This is a genomic window from Psychrobacter glacincola, from assembly GCF_965118485.1.
Taxonomy (GTDB): domain Bacteria; phylum Pseudomonadota; class Gammaproteobacteria; order Pseudomonadales; family Moraxellaceae; genus Psychrobacter; species Psychrobacter glacincola_D.
In genome coordinates, this window is sequence record NZ_CBCPJH010000007.1 from 16,160 (window position 1) to 43,076 (window position 26,917).

Annotated in this window: 24 protein-coding genes; 7 read left to right on the forward strand and 17 right to left on the reverse strand. The window is 42.8% G+C overall.

The window, feature by feature from the left end; genetic code table 11:
- Window positions 1–68: 68 nt before the first annotated feature.
- The 5 genes from gshB to ACMHKH_RS03645 form a co-directional block, all read right to left on the reverse strand.
- Window positions 69–1,040, reverse strand: coding sequence for a glutathione synthase (gshB, locus tag ACMHKH_RS03625; protein ID WP_413519304.1), 972 nt, complete (start codon window positions 1,038–1,040; stop codon window positions 69–71).
- A gap of 142 nt (window positions 1,041–1,182) precedes the next feature.
- Window positions 1,183–1,899, reverse strand: coding sequence for an orotate phosphoribosyltransferase (pyrE, locus tag ACMHKH_RS03630; RefSeq protein WP_413519305.1), 717 nt, complete (start codon window positions 1,897–1,899; stop codon window positions 1,183–1,185).
- Window positions 1,900–1,966: 67 nt separating this feature from the next.
- Entirely contained in the window at window positions 1,967–3,001 is a 1,035-nt protein-coding gene (locus ACMHKH_RS03635) for a hypothetical protein (RefSeq protein WP_413519306.1), read from the reverse strand.
- A 94-nt stretch (window positions 3,002–3,095) separates the two neighbouring features.
- Entirely contained in the window at window positions 3,096–3,935 is an 840-nt protein-coding gene (locus ACMHKH_RS03640) for an SDR family oxidoreductase (RefSeq protein WP_413519307.1), read from the reverse strand.
- An 80-nt stretch (window positions 3,936–4,015) separates the two neighbouring features.
- A complete protein-coding gene (locus ACMHKH_RS03645) occupies window positions 4,016–6,100 on the reverse strand; it encodes a DUF4105 domain-containing protein (RefSeq protein WP_413519308.1) in 2,085 nt (694 codons plus the stop codon).
- A gap of 219 nt (window positions 6,101–6,319) precedes the next feature.
- Between ACMHKH_RS03645 and ampD the strand changes: the two genes are divergently transcribed.
- From ampD to ACMHKH_RS03660, 3 genes are all read left to right on the forward strand, one after another.
- Window positions 6,320–6,910 carry a 1,6-anhydro-N-acetylmuramyl-L-alanine amidase AmpD gene (gene ampD / locus ACMHKH_RS03650; protein ID WP_413519309.1) on the forward strand — a complete coding sequence of 197 codons (591 nt, stop codon included), beginning with the start codon at window positions 6,320–6,322 and terminating at the stop codon, window positions 6,908–6,910.
- Between the two features lie 161 nt (window positions 6,911–7,071).
- Entirely contained in the window at window positions 7,072–8,622 is a 1,551-nt protein-coding gene (gene murJ, locus ACMHKH_RS03655) for a murein biosynthesis integral membrane protein MurJ (protein ID WP_413519310.1), read from the forward strand.
- Window positions 8,623–8,744: 122 nt separating this feature from the next.
- A complete protein-coding gene (locus ACMHKH_RS03660) occupies window positions 8,745–9,368 on the forward strand; it encodes a hypothetical protein (protein ID WP_413519311.1) in 624 nt (207 codons plus the stop codon).
- Between the two features lie 38 nt (window positions 9,369–9,406).
- Here ACMHKH_RS03660 and ACMHKH_RS03665 read toward each other — a convergent pair whose 3' ends face one another.
- Window positions 9,407–10,018, reverse strand: a complete 612-nt coding sequence (locus ACMHKH_RS03665) for an N-acetyltransferase family protein (protein ID WP_413519312.1) — start codon at window positions 10,016–10,018, stop codon at window positions 9,407–9,409.
- A 332-nt stretch (window positions 10,019–10,350) separates the two neighbouring features.
- Here ACMHKH_RS03665 and ribF point away from each other — a divergent pair, with 332 nt between their 5' ends.
- Window positions 10,351–11,364 carry a bifunctional riboflavin kinase/FAD synthetase gene (gene ribF, locus ACMHKH_RS03670; RefSeq protein ID WP_413519400.1) on the forward strand — a complete coding sequence of 338 codons (1,014 nt, stop codon included), beginning with the start codon at window positions 10,351–10,353 and terminating at the stop codon, window positions 11,362–11,364.
- 135 nt (window positions 11,365–11,499) lie between these two features.
- Here the strand turns inward: ribF and ACMHKH_RS03675 are convergent, their stop codons facing one another.
- From ACMHKH_RS03675 to ACMHKH_RS03690, 4 genes are all read right to left on the reverse strand, one after another.
- Entirely contained in the window at window positions 11,500–11,739 is a 240-nt protein-coding gene (locus tag ACMHKH_RS03675) for a DUF2789 domain-containing protein (protein WP_413519313.1), read from the reverse strand.
- Between the two features lie 287 nt (window positions 11,740–12,026).
- Window positions 12,027–13,010 carry a malate dehydrogenase gene (locus ACMHKH_RS03680; protein WP_413519401.1) on the reverse strand — a complete coding sequence of 328 codons (984 nt, stop codon included), beginning with the start codon at window positions 13,008–13,010 and terminating at the stop codon, window positions 12,027–12,029.
- Window positions 13,011–13,304: 294 nt separating this feature from the next.
- Window positions 13,305–14,003, reverse strand: coding sequence for a ribonuclease T2 (locus ACMHKH_RS03685; RefSeq protein ID WP_413519314.1), 699 nt, complete (start codon window positions 14,001–14,003; stop codon window positions 13,305–13,307).
- Window positions 14,004–14,411: 408 nt separating this feature from the next.
- Window positions 14,412–16,634 (reverse strand): transglycosylase SLT domain-containing protein, encoded by a 2,223-nt coding sequence (locus ACMHKH_RS03690; protein ID WP_413519315.1) that lies wholly within the window; start codon window positions 16,632–16,634, stop codon window positions 14,412–14,414.
- Window positions 16,635–17,042: 408 nt separating this feature from the next.
- Between ACMHKH_RS03690 and miaB the strand changes: the two genes are divergently transcribed.
- On the forward strand, window positions 17,043–18,533 hold the full coding sequence (gene miaB, locus ACMHKH_RS03695) for a tRNA (N6-isopentenyl adenosine(37)-C2)-methylthiotransferase MiaB (RefSeq protein ID WP_413519316.1): 1,491 nt from the start codon (window positions 17,043–17,045) through the stop codon (window positions 18,531–18,533).
- A gap of 110 nt (window positions 18,534–18,643) precedes the next feature.
- On the opposite strand, the gene ACMHKH_RS03700 is transcribed toward miaB, so the two are convergent.
- The 4 genes from ACMHKH_RS03700 to ACMHKH_RS03715 all read right to left on the reverse strand — a co-directional run bounded on the left by ACMHKH_RS03700 (window position 18,644) and on the right by ACMHKH_RS03715 (window position 21,927).
- Window positions 18,644–19,393 carry a LysE family translocator gene (locus ACMHKH_RS03700; RefSeq protein WP_413519317.1) on the reverse strand — a complete coding sequence of 250 codons (750 nt, stop codon included), beginning with the start codon at window positions 19,391–19,393 and terminating at the stop codon, window positions 18,644–18,646.
- 105 nt (window positions 19,394–19,498) lie between these two features.
- Window positions 19,499–20,725, reverse strand: coding sequence for an acetylornithine deacetylase (argE, locus tag ACMHKH_RS03705; protein ID WP_413519318.1), 1,227 nt, complete (start codon window positions 20,723–20,725; stop codon window positions 19,499–19,501).
- Window positions 20,726–20,766: 41 nt separating this feature from the next.
- Window positions 20,767–21,249: a nucleoside deaminase gene (locus tag ACMHKH_RS03710; protein ID WP_413519319.1), complete on the reverse strand. Its 483-nt coding sequence runs from the start codon at window positions 21,247–21,249 to the stop codon at window positions 20,767–20,769.
- A 24-nt stretch (window positions 21,250–21,273) separates the two neighbouring features.
- Complete coding sequence (locus ACMHKH_RS03715) at window positions 21,274–21,927, reverse strand: UPF0149 family protein (protein ID WP_413519320.1); 654 nt, start codon at window positions 21,925–21,927, stop codon at window positions 21,274–21,276.
- A 207-nt stretch (window positions 21,928–22,134) separates the two neighbouring features.
- On the opposite strand from ACMHKH_RS03715, the gene ACMHKH_RS03720 reads away from it, so the two are divergent.
- Together ACMHKH_RS03720 and ACMHKH_RS03725 are read left to right on the forward strand one after the other, a co-directional pair.
- A complete protein-coding gene (locus ACMHKH_RS03720; RefSeq protein WP_413519321.1) occupies window positions 22,135–22,575 on the forward strand; it encodes a hypothetical protein in 441 nt (146 codons plus the stop codon).
- A gap of 62 nt (window positions 22,576–22,637) precedes the next feature.
- Complete coding sequence (locus ACMHKH_RS03725; protein WP_413519322.1) at window positions 22,638–23,084, forward strand: cell division protein ZapA; 447 nt, start codon at window positions 22,638–22,640, stop codon at window positions 23,082–23,084.
- A gap of 98 nt (window positions 23,085–23,182) precedes the next feature.
- Here the strand turns inward: ACMHKH_RS03725 and ACMHKH_RS03730 are convergent, their stop codons facing one another.
- From ACMHKH_RS03730 to glyQ, 3 genes are all read right to left on the reverse strand, one after another.
- Window positions 23,183–23,506, reverse strand: a complete 324-nt coding sequence (locus ACMHKH_RS03730; RefSeq protein WP_413519323.1) for a hypothetical protein — start codon at window positions 23,504–23,506, stop codon at window positions 23,183–23,185.
- A gap of 144 nt (window positions 23,507–23,650) precedes the next feature.
- Window positions 23,651–25,744, reverse strand: a complete 2,094-nt coding sequence (glyS, locus tag ACMHKH_RS03735) for a glycine--tRNA ligase subunit beta (protein WP_413519324.1) — start codon at window positions 25,742–25,744, stop codon at window positions 23,651–23,653.
- Between the two features lie 9 nt (window positions 25,745–25,753).
- Window positions 25,754–26,740, reverse strand: a complete 987-nt coding sequence (gene glyQ / locus ACMHKH_RS03740) for a glycine--tRNA ligase subunit alpha (protein WP_413519402.1) — start codon at window positions 26,738–26,740, stop codon at window positions 25,754–25,756.
- Between the last annotated feature and the right edge of the window lie 177 nt (window positions 26,741–26,917).

Genomic DNA, 26,917 nt, shown 5'->3' on the forward strand with positions numbered 1-26,917 from the left:
TGCCAGTAGATAAGTATTACATTACCCTATCCTTACAGCCTATCTAACCAACAAACTGTAGCAACCTATCAGATTGCCAATTTTCGCTCGATGGCAATGATAAAATCAGTGGCAATGTCTGTACCGCACTGATCATCAATCTCACGTACACAGGTGGGACTGGTCACATTGATTTCCGTAATTCGACCACCAATCAAGTCTAAACCAACAAACATTAAGCCTTTTTCTTTAACAATAGGCGCGACCACTTCTGCTACTTGGCGTTCGACATCAGTCAGAGGCATAGCTACACCGCTACCACCAGCAGCAAGATTGCCACGGGTTTCACCTTTTGTCGGAATACGAGCTAAGGTGTAGTCAACCACAGTACCATCGACTATCAATACACGCTTATCACCTTCTTTAATCTCTGGTAGATAACGCTGCGCCATAATCGGTAATGTTTCAAGCTCAGTCAGCATCTCAAGCGTCACCCCAATATTTGGGCTGTCAGCAGTCAAACGGAAAATCCCCGTACCGCCCATACCATCTAAAGGCTTCACGATAACGTCTTGTTGCTCAGCAATAAATTGACGAATATGTACCTGTTTACTGGTCACAATCGTTGGGCTCATATAGTCGCTAAACCAAGTGGCAAATAGCTTTTCATTACATTCACGAATCGCCTGTGGGTCGTTGACAACCAATACACCTGCAGCTTTTGCATGATCAAGCATATAGGTCGCGTAAATAAAACGCATATCAAACGGTGGATCTTTACGCATTAAAATCACATCGTAATCGCTGACGGAACCTGTCGTCTTCTCACCTAACGTATAAAAGTCTTGAGGATCACGCTTAACAGTAACAGACTGCGTATCAACCATCAACTGCCCACGATCGAGCCATAAATCATGAATCTGACAGTATCCAAGACGATGACCACGATCTTGCGCTGACCACATCATTGCTAGACTGGTGTCCTTTTTATAATTAACTTGTTCAATAGGATCCATAATTACAAGTATATTCAACGATTTTTTTGGCTGTTCTAGGCTCATAAGAAGACTCATTTACGGGATGTTATTACAAAGTATTATTAACAGATAAAAGCTAATAGTTAAAATGCCCACAATTACATGTCAGGACGATTATCAATATAGGCACACATATACGAATAGAGATGACAACGATTGTGCTTAACTATACGCCATACTGGGTACGGTAATGCTGCATTTTTGCAAGTTGGGTTGTGTCTTGATTAGCATGACTGCTCTCTGCCAAATAGCTGATCAAATCATCAATATCGACAAGAGCCCGCACTGGCACATTTAATGTTGCTGCTAGCTCTTGAATAGCAGAATGCTCGGCTAAGCCTTTTTCTTTACGGTCAAGCGCCACGATAATACCGGCAACACTCGCGCCTGCTTGCTCTAAAATTTCAACCACTTCACGCATTGCCGTGCCAGCCGTAATCACATCATCTAAAATCCAAACCGCCTTACCATTGACATCAGCACCGACCAAATTACCGCCTTCGCCATGCGTCTTAGCTTCTTTACGGTTATAGCCCCATTTTGCATTGATACCATGATGCAGCCACAAAGCCTGTGCAGTTGCCGCCACAAACGGAATACCTTTATAAGCGGCACCAAAGATAACCAGCTCTTGTGTGCTCTCACCATCATTTGTAGCAATCATCTGTTCAGCCACCGTTTCAGCTAAAGCATCGGCATAACCACTCGCTAATAACGACAACATCTCACCTGAGGCCAGCAGACCTGCATTAAAAAAATATGGGCTAATACGACCAGACTTTAGGACAAACTCACCAAACTTTAATACTTGATTGTCTAAAGCCAGTTGAATAAAGGCATGAGATGAAAATTGGACATTGTTAGCGTGTTGGGCATGAGGCATTAGAGAGTTCCTATCAACAAAAAGAAAGTTTAAAAATGATGATGACGCGCATTATAGGCGTTGGTGCTTAACTTGACCAACCATTGATATCATAATCTTGCATATTAGGATAGCGCGTCAAAAGACCACAACGCGATGAAAGGTTGAAATAACACTGACCGTCTGTACTGACTTGTACATCAAACCCTAAATAATGCGCAGCCACAATAATATGCCCTGCAAAAACCCGAATTTGACGATAGGCATGACTCTGTGTTGGGTTAACAATAACCTGACTGAGCAAGTAACTACGTACATGCTGGCAAATTTGCGCGGCGCTATAACTATGATTGATGCTTTTACGACTACTACACTGCTTTAAAACGTAGACAGCAACACTACAGGCCATAATGTCAGTAGCTAAACTACCCTCACCAGTATCAAACTGCTGCGGCTGCAATATCACATGCCAATCATCCGCATACATACTACTTAGCAGCTCATCAGGATTATAACGTTTGGTCAAGGCGCGCAGAGACAGTTCAGCAGATATTTTATTTTTAGCTGTGGTTTTAGCTGCGACTTTATCCTTGTTGTCCTTCTTATCCTTTAAGTTTTCTGTGCTATCAGCTGGCAAAAACCCATAACGACTCAGTCTTGGATATGCTCGAATAGCTTGCTGAATGTCTGACATATCTAACAAAACCATCTCATTTAATGAGGACAATAATGGCTGCTCACTATGATTATGATAAAAACTATCAGGCAGTGCTATTAACTTAGCAGCGCTTAATAGCGCTAAATGCTCAGCTAATGGCTCTGAAGCGATAACATCCCATTTTGACAGGCTGTCCTTATTTGGCTGATGAAAACGTGCAGCATTGCCATATAAGCGGCGTAACTGTCCATTCAAACGCCGCGCTGGCTCTGGAATATCCGTTAGAGGTCTGGCAGGGTCTAGTGGTGATTGAGTTGGGTCAAAATTGGGATGTATAATCGCAGGCTGGTTACTATCACTATTGGATAACGCTACCGATTGCTCCACATTATTGTTTTCGAACTGACCCTCTGCCGCAAAATCAGCGCTGGATAAGCCATCTTTAGAAATAAAAGGCTGGGTCATAAAATCTTCCTAAGTGAGTACCTTTATCAAATAGCACCCATGAACAATATATTTAGAAACGTATTTAAGTTCTATAGCGGCTTTATCAATGCTATCAATCTTGATGACGCAAAATATCTTCATAGCCGATTTGCCAATCAGGATACGTCAGCCACGCTAACGGAATATTGCTGTGTAGCCGCTTTCCGCTTATAGCAGTATTTTTATCATCAAGGACTGGTAGCGCTTCACCTAATTGCTCACATAGCCAGGTGGTCAGCGCAAAGGAAGTCACTGGTAGATAATCGGTTGCAATATAAACGGGCTTTGGCAACTGTATCGTCATAACATGAGCAATAATATTGACCAAATCAGAGTCCATAATACGATTGGTCCACGCGCCAGCTGCTATCGGCTCTTTTTGTGGCTCTTTGGCTTTGCGCACACGCATTAAGCGCTCGCGTCCATAAATACCACTTGGACGGATGATGATTGCTTTATCATCAAAACCTTGTTGCAGCATTTGCTCTGCTTGCAATATAATCTGCGAGGCTTCGCGTTCTGGCGTTACAGGCGCGGTAGATTCATCAACCCATTCACCATTATCTTGCCCGTACACACCGGTTGAAGAAATAAAAACAATACGCTCAAGCGTAGGCAATTTATCGGTAAGCGCCGCTAAATGCTGATTAATCGCCAAATAGCTGTTGTGATAACCACTGGTTGAGTATTCATCAGGGGTAACAATAATAGCAATTTGCGTGAATTCCTGCAGTTGCTCAGCAGTAAGCGTCAAAGCATCTGCTTGCATAAATTTGGCATTATCATTCAATGCATAATTTTGACGGTCACGACGTGCCAGTCCTGTAACATTTAAACCATCTTGCGCAAGCTTATTAGTCACTGGCAATCCAATGTCACCTTGACCTATAATCAGTATATTGTGCGAATTCATTGTATCTCCTGTCTGCCTTTTATGTGCCGCTTAAAGTTATATGCTGCTTACAGTAAGGTTACTTAAAATAATATCAGCTGCTAAAAATAACGTCGATAAGACAGCTGCACATCGTCATTGGCATCAATACGATCTTGCCATTCATAATTGGCATTGAGACGTAACGCTTGCTTCTTATCAATATCATATTGCAAACCTAAGCTTGAGATAGGCTGCCAATAATGACCACGTATATTAGAATCATCACTGCTGCCATGATACCAATATGGCAATTGCAATTCAGCCTGCGCACGTAACTGATTGTTAATCTGATAGCGACAGCCAGCATTCACACCTGCGCCGACACGAAAACCCTTATTGATACCACGCCCCGTTTGCGCGTTGCCTGCCAAAAACGTATAGCAAAGCTGCGGCGGCATTTCGCCCGTACCTGCACTCGGGGCACCAAACGCCCACGACCAACCTGACTCATAGCCCAAGCTGCCAACTAAGTGATCGCTGCCGTCTTGCTGCGAGCTATCGTTTACACGCGTCGCTTCTATGCTCGCGCCCCACGTTTTGCCCTTTTTAGCCGAATTAACGGGGTTAAAAGAACGCCCTTTAATCAAAATCAGATTCTGTAACACTACGCTTTTTGGTTGGTTGGCTTTACCATTATCTGTGTCATACAAACGCACAGTCGCAGAAGCACCTTCTAAATCAAAAAACTGCGGAAAGCCAGACGGACGATCAAGGGTATCGTGATAACCTGCACGCGCGCTAAGATCGATGTAATTATTATCCCCGCGCTGACCGATGCCAATACTTCCCATTTGCAGCGGATGTCTGTTAAGAGGATTAGTATCTGAGACTGCAATTTGGCGATTGAGTAACGTCTGTCCATCATCTGACATACTAGAAACGGTATTTAGCTGCGCCGACTTAATCTCATTAAGCATCTGTTTGGGACTACTGTGATAGCCGAGCTGCTCACGCTGCTGTTTGACTGTATTCAATTGCGCTTGTCGTAAGGTGCTATCAGCCGGCGTATAGTTGGTGCTGGCAAGAAAACCTTCTTTGTTCAGCAGCTGTACCACATCTGATGGAATAACGGCATAAGGCAGCTGACTCAATAAATGCTGCTCTGGACGTACCACATCTATCAAGCGCAAAATCTCAGAGGCGCAGTTGTCAGAGGTAAAGTAATAGGGCAATTTTAAATCTTTGGTCTCCCAAACGTGCAATATGATTTGCTGAACTTCCTCTGGGGTCAAATCCAAGCGATACGTCCACGCATCACGCTCATCGTCTTGCAGGTATTTAGCCAATTTTTCTGGATAAGGGTCAATCTCAATGAGATTGCTATAGCCACCTGTCATAGATTTGATGGCGTACAATACAAAGTTATCTTTAGTATCGCCATCGACCGTATCATTTAACGCATAAGCATGGTGAATCTGGCTTGGGTCAGCCACACTTGCCTTTGAGTCAATACGTAGTAAGGTATGGGCAAAGGCAGACAAAGGATTGTCTAAGTACTCTTGTGCAAACATAATAGACAGCTGCTCAGGAGCAAGCTTCTCCATCCATGCTGTCAGCTCTGGACAACTTACCTGCATCGCTGACTTATCAATAGCCAAGGTATCGCTTAGCCATTTTGCACGCGCTGGGAAACGGCATAATACAGAGTTGCTGTTATTATCTTGAGTAGCATTATTAGCTACTTCATCAGCAAAGGCGACAAGCATCGCATCAAGCTCAGCGCCTGAATCTTCACGCCCATTTGGGCTCAAAAAGAAGCGAGCATCATCGACCGCGCTGATATTTTTATTTTTGCCAAACAAGCCTTTTTTATCATCAGAGAAATATAATAAGCGGCGCCATGTCGTATCTTGGGCAAGATTTTTTATCTTAGCCTGCTCACGCCATGAAGTTAGCAGCTGTCTAGAATCCGTTTCAGCAGCTGTGCCAGATTTGGCTTTAGCATCGTTATCGGTATTAGTGTTAGCATCTGTATTAAGCGCAAGCTCACCAGTCGTTACTAGTGAAGCCGGCGTTGGTAAAAATGCTTGCGCCTGCGCGGTGAGCAGCAGGCCAGCAAGCGCCAGTGGCAAACGAGCATACCGGCTAAACTGAATTGGCGTATCATCTAGCGCAATACGATTTGAAACTGAGTTTATATACATAGGTAAAATCTCGCACTATAAAGGTGATACGCTTATCGCGTGACTGTTATTTATTAAAGTATTTTAAGACTTATTATCAATATTGAATTTTTTAGTAAAATATTATTGATGTCTCTCTTGTTTATAATGAAATGACGATATATTTACTATTCATTTATACAAAATTTATGATAAAACGCATTTTTCTGCTGATTAATAACGATTATAAAAGAGAATATTATGTCTATAGCATCACCGATGACAATCAACGAAGGTCAATTATCAGCCGCCACTTGGCTTGCTTCTCCGAACGTTAATAAACGACCTCAGAATACAAGCATTGATACGATTGTTATTCACAACATCAGCTTACCGCCCAGTGAATTTGGCGCGTGCGACGCTGACGGTATCCACTACGTCAAAGCCTTATTCACCAATCAATTAGACTGGGACACCCATCCTTATTTCCAGACCATAAAAGGCGCTGAAGTTTCTGCGCATTTATTTATTGAGCGCGACGGTACGATGACTCAATTTGTAAATTTTAACGAGCGTGCATGGCATGCTGGCAGGTCAAGCTATCTTGGTCGAGTCGAATGTAATGATTATAGCATTGGCATTGAGCTTGAAGGATCAGATTTTGTGCCTTTTAGCGCGGCGCAATATGAGGCATTGGCAAAAGCAATCATTGCCATTTATGATGCTTATCCTAAAACCCGTCGACATCTGACTGGTCATAGCGATATTGCCCCCGGTCGCAAAACTGACCCTGGTGATTATTTTGAATGGACAAAATTGCGTGAGATGATTGTCAACCTTCTTGATCCCTAAACCTTATTTTAACTGAGGTAAAAGCATTCTTGATAACAGACTCTGTATTTCCTATCCAATGCATTTACCTAGGTTATGAAAGTGCTATAATCTGTCAGTTTTTTTGACTCTCGTAAATCAGCAAGCAACCATCACTAAACAAATTAGCAGAATAGGTTCTCATGGCAAAAAGTCGGTTATTTCGTTCAACCATGGTGGTCAGTAGCATGACCATGCTGTCGCGTATCTTAGGTCTCGTACGCGATATTGTTTTATTAGGCGTCTTTGGCGCTGGTGGTCTGATGGACGCCTTTTTGGTAGCCTTTAAGATACCGAACTTTCTGCGACGCCTATTTGCTGAAGGTGCGTTTAGTCAAGCTTTTGTCCCTGTTTTATCTGAATATAAAGAAAAATACAGCTTACGAGAGGTACAAATATTAGTCAGTCGCACGTCAGGTGCGCTGATGTTAATTTTATCGATGCTTACTGTGGTTGTCATATTAATGGCACCGTGGGTCGTGACTTTATTTGCGCCCGGTTTTGCCGATCAACCTGATAAGTTTGCGATTACCGCTGAGCTACTGCGCCTGACCTTTCCTTATTTATTGTTTATCTCAATGACTGCCTTTGCCAGTGGCATTTTACAAAGCTACGGACGTTTTGCGGCACCAGCCTTTGCACCAGTACTACTCAATTTATGTATGATTGGTGGCGCACTGGTTTTTGCACCGATGTTTGAGACGCCCATTATGGCGCTCGGTTACGCGGTCGCTATTGCAGGCTTATTACAGCTATTACTGCAATTGCCACAACTGTCGCAACAAAAACTACTGGTCATGCCCAAAATCGACTTCCAACATGAAGGTGTCAGACGTATATTAAAATTGATGCTACCTGCTATCTTTGGGGTATCAGTTACTCAGATTAATCTTTTATTAAATACTATCTTTGCTTCTTTGATGATTGGTGGTTCAGTCTCGTGGCTATACGCTGCTGAACGTATGAGCGAGTTACCACTTGGCTTGATTGGGGTGGCAATTGGTACCGTTATTTTACCTAGCTTATCGAAAAGCGAAGCCCAAAAAGACGATGTCAGTTTTAAAAAGACTATTGATTGGGCAGCACGCTTAATTATCTTAGTCGGCGTACCTGCCTCAGCTGCACTATTTATATTGTCTGATGTGCTCATGCAAGCGCTGTTCTTACGTGGCGAATTTACCTTACGTGATGCGCAAATGAGTTCGATTGCCCTCAAAAGTATGGCTGGCGGTATTTTAGGCTTTATGTTGATAAAAGTCTTTGCCCCGGCTTTCTTTGCTCGTCAAGATATTCGTACACCCGTCAGAATCGGTATTATTTCCGTTTTTGCTAATATGATTTTTAGTGTCATCTTCATTGGGATATTTTACTTTCTTGAGATTCCACTGCATGGCGGGTTGGCACTTGCGACGACTGGCGCATCATTTGTGAATGCAGGCTTACTGTATTACTTCTTGCATAAGCGCGATATTTTCCGTTTTGGCAGTCACTGGAAAAAGCTATTTGCGCAGTTTACGATTTCCACCACTGCCATGGTCGCCGTGCTTTATGTCATGCTACCGTACTTTCCAGCCGATAAGGCACAATGGCAACGTTTGGTTGCGCTACTGATTATGTGTGTGGTCGGTGCAGTGATTTACGGCGGCGTGTTATTAGCGACAGGTTTCCGTCCGCGCCATCTGAAACATGGTTAAAAGCACTAGATAAATTATTGGCTTACCAAACCAAAACAAGCGCAATATGAGAATTGACAATGAATGATGTTGATAATTGCCATAATAGCTCATTGTTCAATCACTCACTATTAAGGTTTTATATGACAACTCAGCAGCTTAACGCCCGACGCTTACCTAAGATTGTTGCGACTGGTTTACTTGGCTTTTCTCTATTGAGTACTGGATTGCTGATAAGTGGTTGTAGCAATAGTGATAATGTAGAGACCAAGCCAGCGAACGAAACGACAGATATTTCATCTGCCGTAGAGACTGCTAAGAGTACGGATGATGTCGCAGCTAATGCTGATGTTAATAGTATAGAAGAAGAAAATACTACAGCTAAAACAGATACCGACATTGTTAGTCACGATATCAGTCCTATCGCAGCTGCTGTAAAAGAGCCAAGTATATTAACCAATCGAACCGAAGCAGGTACGCCAGAAAATACCGTGAAATTGGCGCTTGATACTTTATATTATGGCGACGTTAAAAAAGCGGCGACATACTATAAAGTCGATATGGAAAATTTCGCTGAAGAGTTGAAAAATACCCAGTTTGCCTTTAAGCAGACAGTTGAAGCCGTCACTATTATTGATACCAAGTACAATAGCGATAAAACCAAAGCCACCGTCACAGGTGAGCTAAGATTAAAAGGTCAAAGTGAGCCTGCACCTTTGGCTTATGAGCTGCAAAAAATTAATGGCGAATGGAAAATATTGGGCTAAAAAATCTGGCGTAAAGCAGGAATGTGGCAGTAGTTATCTTAGCTATTATTGTCATTATCTATGACACTTTTACCTAGGATCACCACATCAGCGATAAACCCATCCATATCACAGACTTTTGGCATCAAGCCCCATTGCTCAAAGCCAAGCTTACCAAATAATCCCAAGCTTGGCTGGTTGTGGGCAAAAATAAGCGCAGCGACATTATGAATACCTAAACTTGGTGCTTGCTGCAACATCCAACGAACCAATAAGCTACCTAGCCCTTGACCATGATAGTCGTTATGAATATAAATGCTAATCTCGCTACTAATATGATAAGCCGGACGCGCATACAAATCACTAAAGCTGCCCCAAGCGACGATTGACGAACATTCTCTTTGTTTATCACTATTAACAGCCTTATCTACTGCTTTAACGACATAAATAGGTCGCGTTGCACTATCAATATGTTCTGCAAACCAAGCTGCACGCTCTTCATGAGTCACTGGCTCAAGATTGGCAGTCGCCTGCTTACCCGCAATACTTTGGTTATAAATAACCAAAATCTCAGACAAGTCTTCGTCACTTGCGCGCTGGACAATAAATTGATCAGTGAGGTGATTCTTAGACAAAATAGATAATATCGCATTTGAGGTAATTGCAGACATAAAATTTCCGTGATTAATAACGATAGTTGATAGCAATGTTTAAACGCTCGGTGCAGCACAAACGATAAATTATTAAGCATTTTAATTGAGAGCTTTATTGTCGATCTACTGCTCAACGATAAAACTGAACCACTTAAAAGTAATAAGAGTTAAAGTTGCTGCTGCCCTCATTTAATTAGCAACAGACTATAGGATGTTAGTATGGCTATTTTACTTTATAATGGCTGACTTTAAACGCCTCGATTTTAAATATAGAAGTGTTTTTTTACTTTTTATCTGGTCTTATCTATCATAGCTGAAAATTTATGAACACCTATTTTCTTGAGCAATTGATGGCATCGCCAAGCGATCTGCCTGCCAATACTAGCCCAGCCGATCTAGCGCCTTGCGTACTTACTATCGGTAACTTCGATGGCGTACATTTAGGCCATCAAGCGATGCTTACTCAAGTTCGGACACTTGCACATGCGCGTAAACTTAGCGCTGCTGTGATGATATTTGAGCCGCAGCCACGAGAGTTCTTTGCACCAGCTAGCGCTCCTGCCCGCTTAACCAATCTTGCCGAAAAGCAAGCCTTGCTAGCAGAATATGGCGTTGAAACCTTAATTGTCGCAAGCTTTGATAACGAATTTCGCTCGTTATCAGCACAGTCATTTGCAGATATTTTAGCAAAGCGTTTAAATGTACAAGCCTTAGTATTGGGTGATGATTTTAAATTTGGTCATGATCGTAGCGGTGACAGTCAGTTTTTGCGTGATTATGGGCTGCATGTGACCAACCTAGAGACGGTCACAGATAGCAGTCATAAAGCGGCGCGTATCAGTTCTACTCGTATTCGAGATTTATTGTTGGCAGGGGATATCGATGCTGCTAATGCGTTACTTGGGAGAGATTATGCCATAACTGGCACAGTCGTTGGCGGCGATAAAATTGGTCGAACACTGGACTTCCCGACTGCCAATATTGACTTAAAGCGCATCAAACCTGCCTTACACGGTATTTTTGCAGTTGATGTCGTCAGGCTTGATGAAGATGGTAATGTTATACCAGATGGTTTAGTCAAACGTGCAGATAATGATATGAAAGGTATAGCAGGTTTGCGGGCAAATAGTCTATTTGGTACTGCCAATATCGGCACTAGACCTTCTGTCGACAAAAAACATGAATGGCGTTTGGAAGTACATTTTCCAGAGTTAGAAGCTGACTTATATGATCTAAATTTGCAGGTGCGTTTTTTACATTATTTGCATGGCGAGCGTCATTACGAAAGTTTGGCTGCGTTAAAAGAAGGCATTCATCATGATGTGCAACAATTGATTGAATGGTGGGCAAAGCAAATAAATTGACAATCAATAACTATTTTAAGCAACCACTTGATAAATAGAAACCCACAACCTTGAAAGGTCGTGAGTTTCTTAATGGCTGACTTATTAGCCACTCATTTTTCATTATCAAGTTAATACTAATACCTAGCTGGCAACTTACGTATGTGGGTGCAAACGAACATTCAAATCATCAATCACCTCTACCCAAGCCGCATCTTTTTCCCATTCTTCTTGCAGGAACATACGTTGGTTATCATTCCAAATACTCGCTTCTATCAATTTTTCTTCTTTTGCCAATTGATTGTTTTCAATAAAGTGATCAATTGCTTCATCCGAGCTATCAAGACCCAACTGAGCAAACAGCTCATTCATATTATATTCAGGTTCGCCTAACATGCACTTTCTCCTTAAATGGCAAAAATTTGCTTATGCTTATTATTTAAATGTACCCATTTATTGTAGCAAGCTTTATGCTAATAGCTGTTAATCAACGTTTATCTAACGTTATCAATTGTATTAACCTTTAAATATTGGGGAAAAATAAGCTGTATAAGCAAGCTAATTATCCATAAAATATACTAACCATACACCAAAATTCAAACAAAAAAAGCCCTCATAATAAATGAGGGCTTTTTACTTAGTGCTGAAAATAAACAGCCCTAATATTATCGTAGGCTAAAAGCTTACGGTAGTAAGTGCGCTACTGCATCACGCTCTTCACTAAGCTCTTGCTCAGTCGCTGCCATTTTCTCTTTCGAGAATGCTGATGACACATCAACGTCAGCAACGATAGACCAATCGCCGTTAGCACAAGTCACTGGGAATGAGTAAATCAAACCTTTAGAAATACCGTACTCACCGTTTGAATAGACACCCATAGATACCCAATCGTTATCATCGGTACCCATTACCCACGTGCGTACGTGTGCAATAGCAGCATTCGCAGCAGAGGCCGCAGATGATGCACCGCGAGCTTTAATGATTGCCGCGCCGCGTTGCTGTACTTCTGGGATATAAGTTGCTTCGTACCAGTCACGATCAACTAAATCTAAAGCTGGCTTACCGTTTACGGTGCAAGCAGTCAAATCAGGATACTGAGTTGATGAATGGTTGCCCCAGATGATCATTTTTTTCACGTCGTTAACGGTGCTGTCAGTTTTACCAGCCAACTGTGCCATTGCACGATTGTGATCCAAACGAGTCATGGCAGTGAAGTTACGCGGGTCTAAATCTGGTGCGTTACGTTGAGCGATAACAGCGTTGGTGTTAGCAGGGTTACCGACGACCAATACTTTTACATCACGGCTTGCAACGTCATTCAATGCCTTACCTTGCGCTGAGAAAATCGCAGCGTTGGCTTCTAGCAAATCTTTACGTTCCATACCAGGACCACGAGGGCGTGAGCCTACCAGTAATGCATAATCGACGTCTTTAAAAGCAACCGTGGCATCATCAGTTTGTACGATACCTGCTAATAGAGGGAATGCACAGTCTTCTAATTCCATGACCACACCCTTTAGGGCGTCGAGTGCTGGAGCGATTTCAAGTAATTGCAGAATCACTGGCTGATCTTTACCTAGCATTTCACCAGAAGCAATACGAAATAACATAGCATAGCTGATATTACCAGCGGCACCAGTCACGGCAACGCGTACAGGCTGTTTCATTGACATTGAATACTCCCTAATTATTGATTAGATAATTCACGATTCTAATTGGTGATTATCGATTTAGATAGCGACTTACTTGCTGAATACTTACTCGATGAATATAGTAGTCATGAACCGAGAGCTAGTGTAGCACCTGCGCCTATCCAGCGTCTAGGTAAAGCAAGAAACCTATCCCCAACTATATTGTTACATTTTATACGATAAAATAGCGACAATAAATATAGCAGGATAGGAAGATGAAAGGCAAAAGCGGATATGAAAGGAGAAATAATCAGATAGGATAAAGGCGTACTATTTACCGCCTGAAATAACAAATTTACTGCCACAATTGTCTACGACATTATGACAATTGGCAAATTCACTGCCTTCATAACAAACATGCACATCTGTCAGTATCATTTGACGCTGCGTCCCTGCTTGGCAAATTAAATCGACACTGGCAGGCGACATCCCTTTATTTAGGCTGGTCATCTGCCCAATAAAACGAGATTTTAACACCGTATAACTATTGCCAGTATTCAGCTCATTTGGCAGCTTTAGAGCGCCGGCATAATTGGTAATTTGGCGGAAATAATTGCTAGCGCTTAACGGGCTACAAGCACCATAACGTTGCCACGCTTGAGTACGCACAGTAGTATCGGGCATGATACGGTTAACGACTTTTAGCTGTAGCGGCGTTAAGCGCGGCTCGCTACCACGTCCACAGCGCTTACCATAACCCATATCCAAACCAGATACCGTCAAAGAATAGCCTTCTAAACACTGACGCATACGCGACCGCGTCGGTTGCAAGTTACATAATGCCGGCGTCATCTCAATCATCAGCACACGCTGACCAGTTCTGCTCGCATTAGCCGCTTGAGCAGACATTACTATCACCCCTTGCATCAGTAACAAGGTAGCGATACTAATAGCCGTATAGCCTTTCGTATTACGCGGTTGATTCATCATATTCTGACTTCGATACTCTGGCATCACTGTTTTTGGCATCAAGCCCACCTTGGTTTGAAGAAATAATCGATGCCTAATAAGCACCGATATGGGCAGATTGAGATATTTTTATATCACAAGAAGGTAAGGTGTTGATCAAGTTGGGCAATAGCAGTCATCTTAAACCATCAAACCCAAAATATCGAATGACAACACTACAGATACTTTAAAAAAACAACTCATAATTAGAGCAATGGTAGCAAAAAAAATCTTTTAATCTATAGCAAAAACGTAAACATGCCATGATGGCTATATCGCGTTTCTTGAATATTATTAAATAGCTTTATTACGGAACGATGTACTTATTGAAGCAGGCAAATCATAAATACCAAATCAGCGCTATAAAAAAACCACTAACCTTTTAAGATTAATAGTTTTTTAGATTGAGTCATATTAAACTGATAGTGACTAGAATGCGGCAAATACAGTACCCATACGTTGGCTTATTGGCTGGTCACGACCCAATAAGCTGCTATAAATGGTCGCATTTTCCATCACATGTTTCACGTAATTACGAGTTTCAGGAAAAGCAATCGATTCAACGTATTGATCAGCTGCCAGCGAGCCATAGCTTGGCTGCCAACGTTTGGCATTGTTTGGACCAGCATTATAGCCTGCCGTTGCCAATACAGGCTGGCTATTTAACTTGCCAAAAATATCACCCATATACCACGTACCATAACGGATATTGGTATCGCCACTATTAGCACGACTTGCACTATAAGTCTCACCCAAATTACGGGCGATATATTTTGCCGTATCTGGCATCACTTGCATCAGTCCACTTGCGCCAACATTTGAGCGTGCAGAGGCTACAAATCGGCTTTCTTGACGCATAATGCCATATGCCCAAGCAGGATCGATACCAGCAGACTGACTGTGACGAACGACAGCGCTTTGATGCGGCATTGGATGCGATATGGCAACGCTGTTTACATTATCGGTATTATCAATTGCATATATTGCACGGTCGAGCCAGCCCATGTCATAAGCTTGACGCGCGGCGGCAATGATTAATTTTTCATCACGGCTATCACGTGCTTTTTTGACCGCCCAGTTCCACTCACGATTGGCATAGGCTCGGCTGGCATCAGCATTATATAACGCAAAGGCACGAGCAAAATGCGGATTCTGCATAACCCGAGCACGATCTGCGCTACTGACATTAGGCAAATTACTGCCGCCTAAACGACTAGCATCAAAACGCTGACCGATTTTATCTTTTGCCATCAGCCCATAGTACTCATTACTTTTGGCAATGTTTTGGTACATTTTCTTCGCGGTATTACGCTTCTTAGTATCGTTTGACTGCTCATAAGCGCGCGCTAGCCAGTACTGCCATTGATTAGATTTTTGGCTGTCAGCATCCATTCTTGAGATAGCTTCGACCACATCGTCCCAACGACTAAAACGAATCGCTGCCATGGCATAATATTCCGCTTCTTCAAAACTAAAGTCATTGTCTAAGCTATTACGGAACCAGTCGACGGCTTCAACGTTAAAGCCATCATCAGTATTGTGATTCATACGCTGTACACCAAGGGTACGATAGACTGCGCGGCGGGTATCATCAGTCAATAATTTCGCTGAACGCTGATTGTCTTGCTTAATATCAAAATCCAACTGCAATGCTGCCTCACGATAAGACTTTTCGGCGACACGCCCCATCGCATAAAGGTACAAATATTGATTGGTTTGGCTTGCAGGCTCACGAGCAAAACGGCTAAAAAACGATGATGGATTGAGCTGAATCTCACTCAATGAGGCATAAGGAATAGGTATTCCCAACTTTGATGACAGCGCCATGATATCGCCTGTTTTACCTTTACGAAGCATACGTTTAAGGCGCGAGACTCTCTCTGGATTGCTAATCAGGGCGTTGTTATTCATCTCAAGCGCTAGCTGATCACAGAGGGCAGGCTGTTTTTTGGTGGTCAACCACACATCAGACTTCGATGCCATCGCACGCATGGTATCACCGCCATTATTAAACCCAAGAGCAACGGCGCACTTCTCACTGGCATCCGCATTGGTAATCAAATTCGCCACTTGTCGTACGGCGGCATAATCATTTGAACCCGCTTTGGTTTCGGCAAAGTCAGCAGCGAGTTTTTCTGCCATAACCGTATCTGGGTATTGGCGCACGAACTGCGAAACTGCCGCAGGACTTTGTGAATTCAGATCTAGATTCATCCGCCAGTAAGTAGGATACATGGCAAATAAGCCACCGCTCATCGACTGCTCATAGTTATACAAGGCATTGACATCACCGCGTTCTGCGGCGATTGCTGCTGCTGTAAAAGAACCTGCGCCGCTATCTACTTGATAAGCATCGTTCTGCTGAGAATTGTTTTGAGAGAAACTATTTGTTTGCGAGCTGTTTGACTGACTATTTGGTTGATAGCCAGCTGGCTGGTATTGCTCTACTGGGAAGTTGCCTTCTTGCTGATAGCTGCCGCTCTCGCCCCAAGTCAATTCTGCAAAGGCAGCTTGCGACAAGCCCAAGACCCCTACTGCCGTGGCAACACTTAGCGCGCTTCTTTTAAATATCATCTTCTTAGACCTCTTATACATCTCATCTTGACGGGTTTGCTTAACAAGCATATCAGGAGCAACCTGCGGCTTTGTCATACTGACTCTCTTTTATAATAGGTCTTAAAGATCATTTTTAATAAAATTATGCTAAAAAGAAATTTTAGACAGCTAGAAATTGTCATTTATTCAATAACGCTAATAAGGTGTCATTCATCATACTATACTCGTTGCACATTCAACCATCAGCTTTACTTTTCGTTAATAAAGTGGATAGCAGCGGGTAACACGCAAGTGTTATCACGCACAAAACATTATCAATCATAACACCTCTTAGTTATAACCAAATAATCATCGATAAGCAATTGATAGTATTATAAATAATATAACAAACTTATCATGATCAACCGACGCTAACTTTTCCCATTAGCGCAGGGTTGTGATAAAATACGCCACCTGTTAATCGCCTAGCCCGCTATACTTTTAGTCAATCATGGACTTATCCTTATGAGTGTTACTGTATTTAATCCGCGCATCGATGACGCTACTATCGCTGATACCACTATTAAAGCACCAACCGTCACGGCACTCGAAGAACTAAGTTTAGCCCAAGCACTGGTAAAATCGACGACTAAAAAAGTGTTTATCACCACTCAAGGCTGTCAGATGAACGTTTATGACTCAAGCAAAATGCTTGATGTGCTTGGCGATTCACACGGTATGGAAGTCACCCATGATATTGACGAAGCTGATGTGCTATTAATGAACACCTGCTCCATTCGTGAAAAAGCGCAAGAAAAAGTCTTTTCAGAGTTGGGTCGCTGGCGCAAATTAAAAGAAAAGCGTCCTGATTTGGTTATCGGTGTGGGTGGTTGCGTCGCCTCACAAGAAGGCGATAATATCCAAAAGCGCGCGCCTCATGTCGATATGGTATTCGGTCCACAAACCTTGCACCGTTTGCCAGAATTGTATGACCAATCACACCAGCAACGTGAGATTGCACCTAAAAACCGTATCGGTACAGTCGATGTATCCTTCCCTAGTATCGAAAAATTTGACTTCTTGCCAGAACCAAGAGTAGAAGGGTTTAAAGCCTTTGTCTCTATCATGGAAGGCTGCTCAAAGTATTGCTCATTCTGCGTGGTACCTTATACCCGCGGTGAAGAATTATCACGTCCACTTGATGATGTATTGGCTGAAATTGATAGCTTAGCGGCACAAGGCGTGCGTGAAATAAACCTACTTGGTCAAAACGTCAACGGCTATCGCGGCGAAAAAGATGACGGCAGTATTTGCCGCTTCGCAGAGTTATTGCATTATGTCTCTCACGTCGATGGCGTTGAACGCATTCGTTATACTACTAGCCATCCGCTAGAGTTCACTGATGATATCATTGACGCCTATGCGCAATTACCAGAGCTGGTATCACACTTACATCTACCCGTGCAGAGTGGCTCAAACGCTATCTTGGCGGCGATGAAACGCAACCATACCATTGATGTTTATATCACTCAAATTGACAAGCTAAAAGCGGTACGCCCTGATATCCATTTATCCAGTGACTTTATCATCGGCTTCCCTGGAGAAACCGATCAAGATTTCCAAGATACCTTAAATCTAGCAAAAGAATTGAACTTTGATCATTCTTATAGCTTTATTTACTCTAAGCGCCCTGGTACGCCAGCAGCAGAACTGCCTGATGATGTAAGCTTTAAAACTAAGAAAGAGCGCTTGGCGGAATTTCAGCAAGTGATTATTGACTCAACACTTGCAAAAACCCATGAGATGGTCGGTACGACGACTCGCGTATTAGTTGAACAAGTCGCCAATCGTCATCCTGACTGCTTAATCGGTACGGCAGATAATACTCGTACGGTGATGTTCCCTTATGATATTGATAAAATGGACGAGTTACTTGGTAAAATCGTTAGCGTACGCGTGACTGACTTTGTGAGTCCACATATGGTAAAAGGCGAGTTAATCGAAGTGCTTGCTTAACACCTGCAAAAATGATTTTGAGTAATCAATAAAAGTCGTTCACTATTTGATAGTGAACGACTTTTTTATGACTAAATATTAATCTTTATATGAATAGATAATAGCGATTTTTAAATTAGAACACTATTTAATACGTCAGCCAATAAAGCCGCTGCAATTAATATAAATATCACGCCGCAGCCACGATTAAGCCATGCTAATCTGTCACCAATATCCAACCAACCTGCCAGCTTTTTGCCGCCTAATGTATATACTATCTGCCAAATCGTCTCACTTAAAAACAGCCCTAAGGTGAGCATTATGTATTGTGGCCAGAGCGGCGCACTAAAATTGATAAATTTAGGAAAAAAGGCGGCAAAAAATAAAATCGCTTTTGGATTAGAGAGTGATACCCACATTCCTGTGCGAAATAGCATAGCATTACTAGGTGACATTTTGACCGCTGCACTAGAGAGCGAGCGCGGCTTAAGTTTATCAGGTTGCTGGATATTATCAGGGCAATTAGAGCTCCTTGCCAACTCTACGCTAACCTCCTCGCTCATCGTATTGGCGTCATTCATTAAGCTGCTATCACTACCACTATCGCGCCATGAGGCAATACCTAAATAGATAAGATAAATAGCACCGACTGCTTTGATGATAGTAAGTAACCAAGGTAACTGGCGACTGATAACATCGAGTCCAAGCAGTGTAGAGAGTAGCAATATAAACAGCCCAAGACTCAGACCTGCCAGCGTCCATAAGGTGCGCTTAACACCGTAGTTAAGTCCATATTGAAATGCCAGTAGCATATTCGGACCCGGTGTCGCTGAGATAAAAAACGTACTTGCAAAAAATACCGCCAACAGATGCCAAGACATCAACCAACCCCTACTGTCTTATTTAAAATTAATTGACTACACGAAAAAATAAACACCGCCATAAAGACGGTGCATTTTGTACCAACTAAGACCGAAGTCTGCGGTTTATTTATCCGCCGTACAACTCACCAATAACCGCTGTAAGAAGCTATCGCAGCGCTCAATCTCACTAAGCGCGACATATTCATCAGCTTTATGTGCCTGCTCAATACTGCCAGGACCACAGATAATGGTTGGAATACCGCTATTAGTAAACTGTCCGCCTTCGGTTGCATAAGCGACTTTATGGCGCTTATCATCACCCGTCAGTGCGGCTATTAGTGCTTGTAGCTCGGCACTATCGCTATCGGTCATTGCTGGTACGCGTTCTTCTTGCATCAGCTCAATGCCGGTTTCTGGCGCGCGCGCTTGCATTTGTGCACTTAGTTCTGCAATTTTTGCTTGAATAGGTAGCAGAATATCGTCCTGCGTCATATGTGGCAGATTACGATAATCAAAGGTGAACTCGCATAGATTGGGCACGATATTGGTCGCTGTACCGCCTTGTATGGTGCCGACAGACAATGTTGAATACGGAACATCAAACAGCATGTCATTATCGTCACGTTTGCTAATTTCTTCAGCCAAGTTATCGACATAACCAATTAAGCGGCTGGCATAACTGATAGCGTTAATACCTTGAGCAGTCAATGATGAGTGCGCAGATTTGCCATGTACGCGGCAACGATAAACAGCAATACCTTTATGTGCAACGACCATCGCCATATTGGTCGGCTCACCAACGATACAATAATCAGGGGTGATACCGCGTGCTTTTAAGTCCGCCAAAATCAGTGGCGCACCTAGACAGCCGACTTCTTCATCAAAGGACAACGCTAAATGCAATGGACGACGCAACTGACCACTATTTGATAACTCCACCGCTTTTGGTAATAAAGTGAGCGCGCAAGCGATAAAACCTTTCATGTCGCAAGCGCCGCGTCCATAGAGCTTATCACCACGAATCGTCGCAGTAAATGGCTCTGATGTCCATTGTTGACCATCAACTGGTACTACATCCGTATGCCCTGATAGCACAAGACCATTATCCACTTTATCAGCATTTTCTCCTGCTGGTACCGTCACGAATAAATTGGCTTTATTTTTGGCGTCATTAAAAGTCAAATCTACTGTTAAGCCCAATTGCTCGCAATAGCTTTGCACATCTTCAATCAATGCTAGATTTGAATGGCGGCTAACCGTATCAAAAGCAATCAACCTTGTTAACCAGTCGATGCTGTTTTTAGGGTAATTAGCGTCAACCACACTTTTATTATCAGTTGCTACCGTCATAAGACATCCTTAATACCATCCAAAATAAAAGAGTAAAGAGTTTAATCTCTTTGAAATGCGCGTTGTTGCAGCGCTTTTACTTCTTCATCCAAGCCTGCAATCGGACCTTCAACTGGCACATTCGGCGCCACTTCTTGAATCGCCAACGTGTTAATCGGTGATGAAGACGTGACGCCCATCTCCTCCATCCATGTATTTAGCTGTTTTGATGAGCTGACATAAACAATACGACCAAGCCCTGCCCACGCATGAGCGGCAGAACACATGGCACAATGTTCACCTGAGGTATAGACGACCGCTTGCTGACGTGCGTCAGCCGTCATATTCTTTGCCGCCCACTGGGCAACAGCAATCTCAGGATGATAGGTGGCATCGACGCTATTAGCGCGGTTACGATCTTCACACAATACCTGACCATCACCATCGACCAACACACTACCAAACGGTTCATCACCCGCCTCTAAAGCTTCGGCAGCAAGTTCAATAGAGCGGCGTAAATGTTTCATATCATTGTCAGTTATCATGTAAGTCTCCTTTATAACACTCTTCTATGATGGATTGTTTTGATTCATGACATCAATGACTGGTGGCATAAGTTTTGGCAATTTGCCTTCTGCTTGCAGCTCTTTTGTGGTCTTAGCATCGATAGCAAGCCCAGCAATCAAGGCAATGTCTTTCACAGCTTTACGCTCACGAGTGGCAAAGCTTACTGGCACCATACGTGCAAACTCATAAATGTACAAATAAGACTCTTCGCCGCCTTCAAAGTCTTCGTCATCTTCTAAACGAATCGCGCCGATCTTAGCCAAATCGGTTAGCATCTCATTTTCTTCGCTGCTTAAACGGCAATCGGTAATACCAAAACCAGTCATAAAGCCATTCGCCCACTGTTTCAATGCCATCACACGCTCGTATAAGTCATGTTCATCATCTGGCACAAGCGGCATATAAGAATAAGCATCTTCTTTATCTTTTAGCTGAAAAACAATATCTTCTGCCTCTTCAGTCAATAAAGTCAACGCCTCATCCGGTAGCGGCGCAAAGCTCAGCTCTTCAAATACCTTGGCCCATACTTGCTCATCAGGCGCATTGCAGGCGGTCATCAGCCCTGTCATCATGCCATGCACCTCACTGACTGACACATCCGTCCAGTCGTCAAAAGCCTTTAGCCACGTGTTCCAACCAGAGATATTGTCATTCATACTCGATGTCCTAATAATTGATATTACAGATAAAATAAATGTAGCACGATGTCAGCTGTCATCGACAAGGCAGCTACTGATAAAAATAAATAAGCCCAGTGTCGGCAATTACTTTGTTGGTATAGATATTATGCGGTCACCTATGGCATTATTAAACGCAGACAACAAAATTCATTTACGCTTACTTGTTAAGGATAAAAACTGACCATGTATGACCAACTTAGAATATTAGAAAAAATGATACTCGACATCAAAAAACAGTATCAGCTTGTCAATGCTGAACTTAGCAGCCTCAAGCAACAGCCTATTAGCGACCCAAAAGAGCTCGCTACTTTAAAAACCAAGCTAGATAGCAGCTATGCAGAACGCGATGGCGCAAAAAAACAATTTGGTGATCTTGATAAGCGCTATCAAAGCCTAGCCGAAGCGCACCATATGATTGGTGAAGAACAAGATAAATTACATAAGCAGATTGAGCTATTAGAACAACAAAATCATGATCTAAAACAGCATAATAATGAATTAAAACAGCAGTATAGCGAAATTAATCAGCAAAATAGCGACCTAAAAAAGAAAAATGAATTGGCAGCTGAGCGTACACAAGTGGTATTACAACGCCTAACGCGTATCGATCAAACTGAAGGCTAGCACGCGCTTATTATGCTCGCTTATCTCCTCCCCTTTACTGACCAGACATTGTAGGATTTATCATGACCGACGACCTAAAAAAAACCAGCGAACAACAGTCACAAAATACTCAAGCGCAAACTAATCCAGTAGATAAGAACCAAGCAAAAACGTTCACATCAAACGCATCGAATAGCGCTGCCAAACCGGATAGTAACGTTACTCGCCCAGCTGAACCACAAATTAAAAAAGTTGATATTGCAATTGCCGGTATCACTTATCCAATTTATTGCCCAGTACATGAAGAAGAAGAATTGCGTGCCGCGGTTTTTTATATCAATGATTACGTGCTAGATCTCAGAAGAAACGCTCCAAGTCTTAGCCAAGAAAGCTTACTGCTACTATGCTGCTTAAATTTACATGAGAAAATTCAGACTAATAAAAGAGATGAAGAAGACCGCTCGCAGCAAGATAAGCAATCTGTCGCTCTGTTAAATAAAGTCATCCAAGACGCGCATTCCATTTTATAAGCCAGTACTGTTTTTTGATGCTTGTAAATGTATCAAACGCTTAGTTTTATAAACTAAGCGTTTTTTATGATTAAAAGATAAGCAATTTTTTATACTGTTTATTGATATGTTTTACCAGCATGAAAATCTGCTTGGTGTTCATAATTACAAAAGAACAGCTCATCAGATGCTAACTTATCAATACTCTGTGACGTTATATCAGCATCGGTATCATTATTGGCAGCAATCGTTTCAGCGCTGACCCTGCTTTCAAGCACGCCACGATACTCAGCCAAGCTATTGCCACAAAAATCGCACTGACGCGGTGTAATGACATCGCCTTTTTTTGGCATCATACTTTTAGGCGCACGCGGGTACATAAACTTATAGAATCCCCACATCGAAGCCCAGATAATGAGGATGATAATAATAACGGCTGACACGGCAGTGCTCCTTCAAATATGGCTGAATACATTATAAACGCAACACTTCATAATAGTCATATAAAATATATCATATAAAAAACTGGCTACATTGAGCCAGTTTTTTTAAAATTGCATGATGATGTGGTAACTATGCTCACAATATTATAATTGCAACTCACTAATATCAGCGACTGTCAAGAATAAAGCACGAACTTGCTTAAGTAATGCTAAGCGATTGGCTTTAAGCGCCGCATCTTCACTGTTAACCATTACATCGGCGAAGAACTGCGTCAATGGCTCATCTAAACTAACCAAGGTTTGCAGTACTTGCGTATAGTTCGCCGTTTCGAGTAACGGCTTCACATCAAACTGTGCTTGTTGTACCGTTTGATATAGATTCTTTTCAGCAGCTTCAGTCAATAGTGATGCATTAACCTCATCGGCTACTGTGCCCTCAGATTTTGCTAGAATATTGGCAACACGCTTGTTTGAATCTGCCAACATCGACGCTTGTGGCAATTTACTAAACGTTTGAACGGCGCGAATACGCTGATCAAAATCAAGCGGCATATGTGGATTAATGGCCTGTACCGCTTGAATAGTGTCCACGCTGACGCCTTGCTCAGTATACATCGCCCGATAGCGCGAATTTAAAAATGCCATCACTTGAGTAAAGGTATCACCCATCTTGGCAATCTTGCTACCGTCGCCAGAGCTATAGCCTTTAATCGCTTGCTCGACCAACGCCACTAAATTAATAGGTAACTGCTTTTCAATCAAGATGCGCAAGATACCGATTGCTGAGCGACGTAGACTGAACGGATCTTTTGAACCTGTCGGCGCTTGACCAATGGCAAAAATACCCACTAGCGTATCTAGGCGATCCGCTAATGCTAAGCAAATCCCAACTGCAGTCTTTGGTAATACATCACCGCTAAATTTAGGCAAATACTGCTCTTCTAAACCTGCTGCTACCGCTTCAGGCTCATTATTTAGACGCGCATAATAAGTACCAGCGATACCTTGCAGTTCAGGATATTCACCAACTAACGAGCTTGCCAAATCTGCTTTGGACAAAATGCCTGCACGTACTGTTTCATCGATATCAATCTGCTGACCTTGCTGCTGCATCAACGCCGCGATAAAGGCAGCAAGCTTAGCCATACGTTCAGACTTCTCCCAAATCGTACCCAACTTATCTTGGAACACGCGAGTTTTAAGACTTTCTGTCAGCGCAAATAGTGGCTGCTTTTGATCTTGTAAGAAGAAAAACTCTGCATCAGCTAAGCGTGGACGCACAACTTTCTCGTTGCCTTCAATAATCTGATTAGCATCTTTAGATTGAATATTGGTGATGAAAATAAAATAAGGTTGCAATTTGCCTTCTTTATCCGTTAAGCAAAAATACTTTTGATCGGCTTGCATGGTAGAGATAAGCGCTTCTTGTGGCACTTGTAAAAAGCGCGGCTCAAAGCTTGCCCGTAGCGCAATTGGGAAATCAACCAAGGCGGTAACTTCATCTAACAAACTCTGCGGTACGATAGCATCAGCATTGACTTCAGCTGCTAGCGCTTGAACTTGATTATGAATAAACGCTTGGCGCTTATCAAAATCTGCTACCACTTTTAAACCATCAAGCAGTTGCTCATAATCGTTGGCATGAGTAATCGTATGATATTCAGGACTATGGAAGCGATGACCACGCGTTTGATTACCCGTCTGATGACCTTGGATAGTGGCATCAATGACAGTACTATTCTGCATCAATACTACCCACTGTACCGGACGCACAAATTCATTGCGGCTCGCGCCTGAACGCATGCGCTTAGCAATTGGCAAATTATCAAGCGCGGTTTGGAAAATGGCAGGTAGCAGCTCAGTAGTTGCTTGACCCTGAATCGTTTGCACGTAACCGACGTAATCACCTTTATCGGTTTTAATAATCGTCAGCTCGCTAGCTTCGATACCTAAGCCTTTCGCAAAGCCCATGGCAGCCCGGGTAGGATTACGTTCGGCATCAAATGCCGCTTTAATCGCAGGGCCACGTTTTTCTTCAGTACGGTCAGGCTGCTTCTCACTAATGCCTTCAATCTGAAGCGCTAAACGGCGCGGCGCCGCAAATGCTTTGATACTGTCGAAGCTAATATCTGATTCATTTAATTGCTCAGTGACGCTTGCTTGTAGCGCGTCACGTAAAGTTTTTAAGCTTTTTGGAGGTAGCTCTTCACACCCCAGTTCAAATAAAATCGTACTCATGGGATGCTCCTATTTATTATTAGTAGATTGGCTGTTACCAGTAGCTTGATTGCTTTCTGTACTTTCAAGCGTTCCTTCTTTTGGCAAATACTTATCAAGCGCTGCTTGGCGATGGGCTTCATCTGCTAATGGGAAGCCTAATTTTGCACGGGCTTCGACATAACCAATAGCGACTTTACGTGCTAGCGTACGTACTCGTAGGATAAAACGCTGACGTTCGGTCACTGAAATTGCACCGCGCGCATCGAGCAAGTTAAAGGCATGCGATGCTTTTAGCACCATCTCGTAAGCTGGTAACGGTAAGCCCGCTTCAACCAATTTGTCCGCTTGCTGCTCATAAAAATCGAACATCTGCCCCATCATCGGTACATCAGCATGTTCAAAGTTATAGGTTGACTGCTCAACTTCGTTTTGATGGAAGACATCACCATAAGTGACACGACCAAATTCGCCATCTGCCCAAACCAAATCATAAACGCTATCGACACCTTGCACATACATCGCCAAGCGCTCAAGACCGTAAGTAATCTCTCCTGTCACTGGGAAACATTCAATGCCGCCCACTTGCTGGAAATAGGTAAACTGCGTCACTTCCATACCGTTTAGCCAAATCTCCCAACCAAGTCCCCATGCGCCTAGCGTGGGTGATTCCCAATTGTCCTCAACAAAACGTACATCATGTACCAATGGATCAATACCAATCGCCTCAAGTGAGCCTAAATATAGCTCTTGAATATTGGGCGGGTTTGGTTTTAGCACTACTTGAAACTGATAATAATGTTGCAAACGGTTTGGGTTGTCACCATAGCGACCATCGGTTGGACGACGTGACGGCTGCACGTAAGCCGCATTCCAACGCTCAGGACCTAATGAGCGCAAAAATGTTGCGGTATGAAAGGTACCTGCGCCGACTTCCATATCATAAGGCTGCAAGATAACACAGCCCTTATCCGCCCAATAATTCTGCAAGGTCATGATTAAATCTTGAAAAGTCATCGGTTCGGCGTTCTTCGTTTGGGATGCTATAGTTTGAGACGTCATAGTTTGGATTGTCATAATAAAGCCACTGTGAATGAGTGTTATAAGATAAATCTTTGATAGCGCTCGTATCGCCTATATAGTAACGAGGCTATTCGCCTGCTCACCTTACTAAAAATTGACGATTTTATCTAT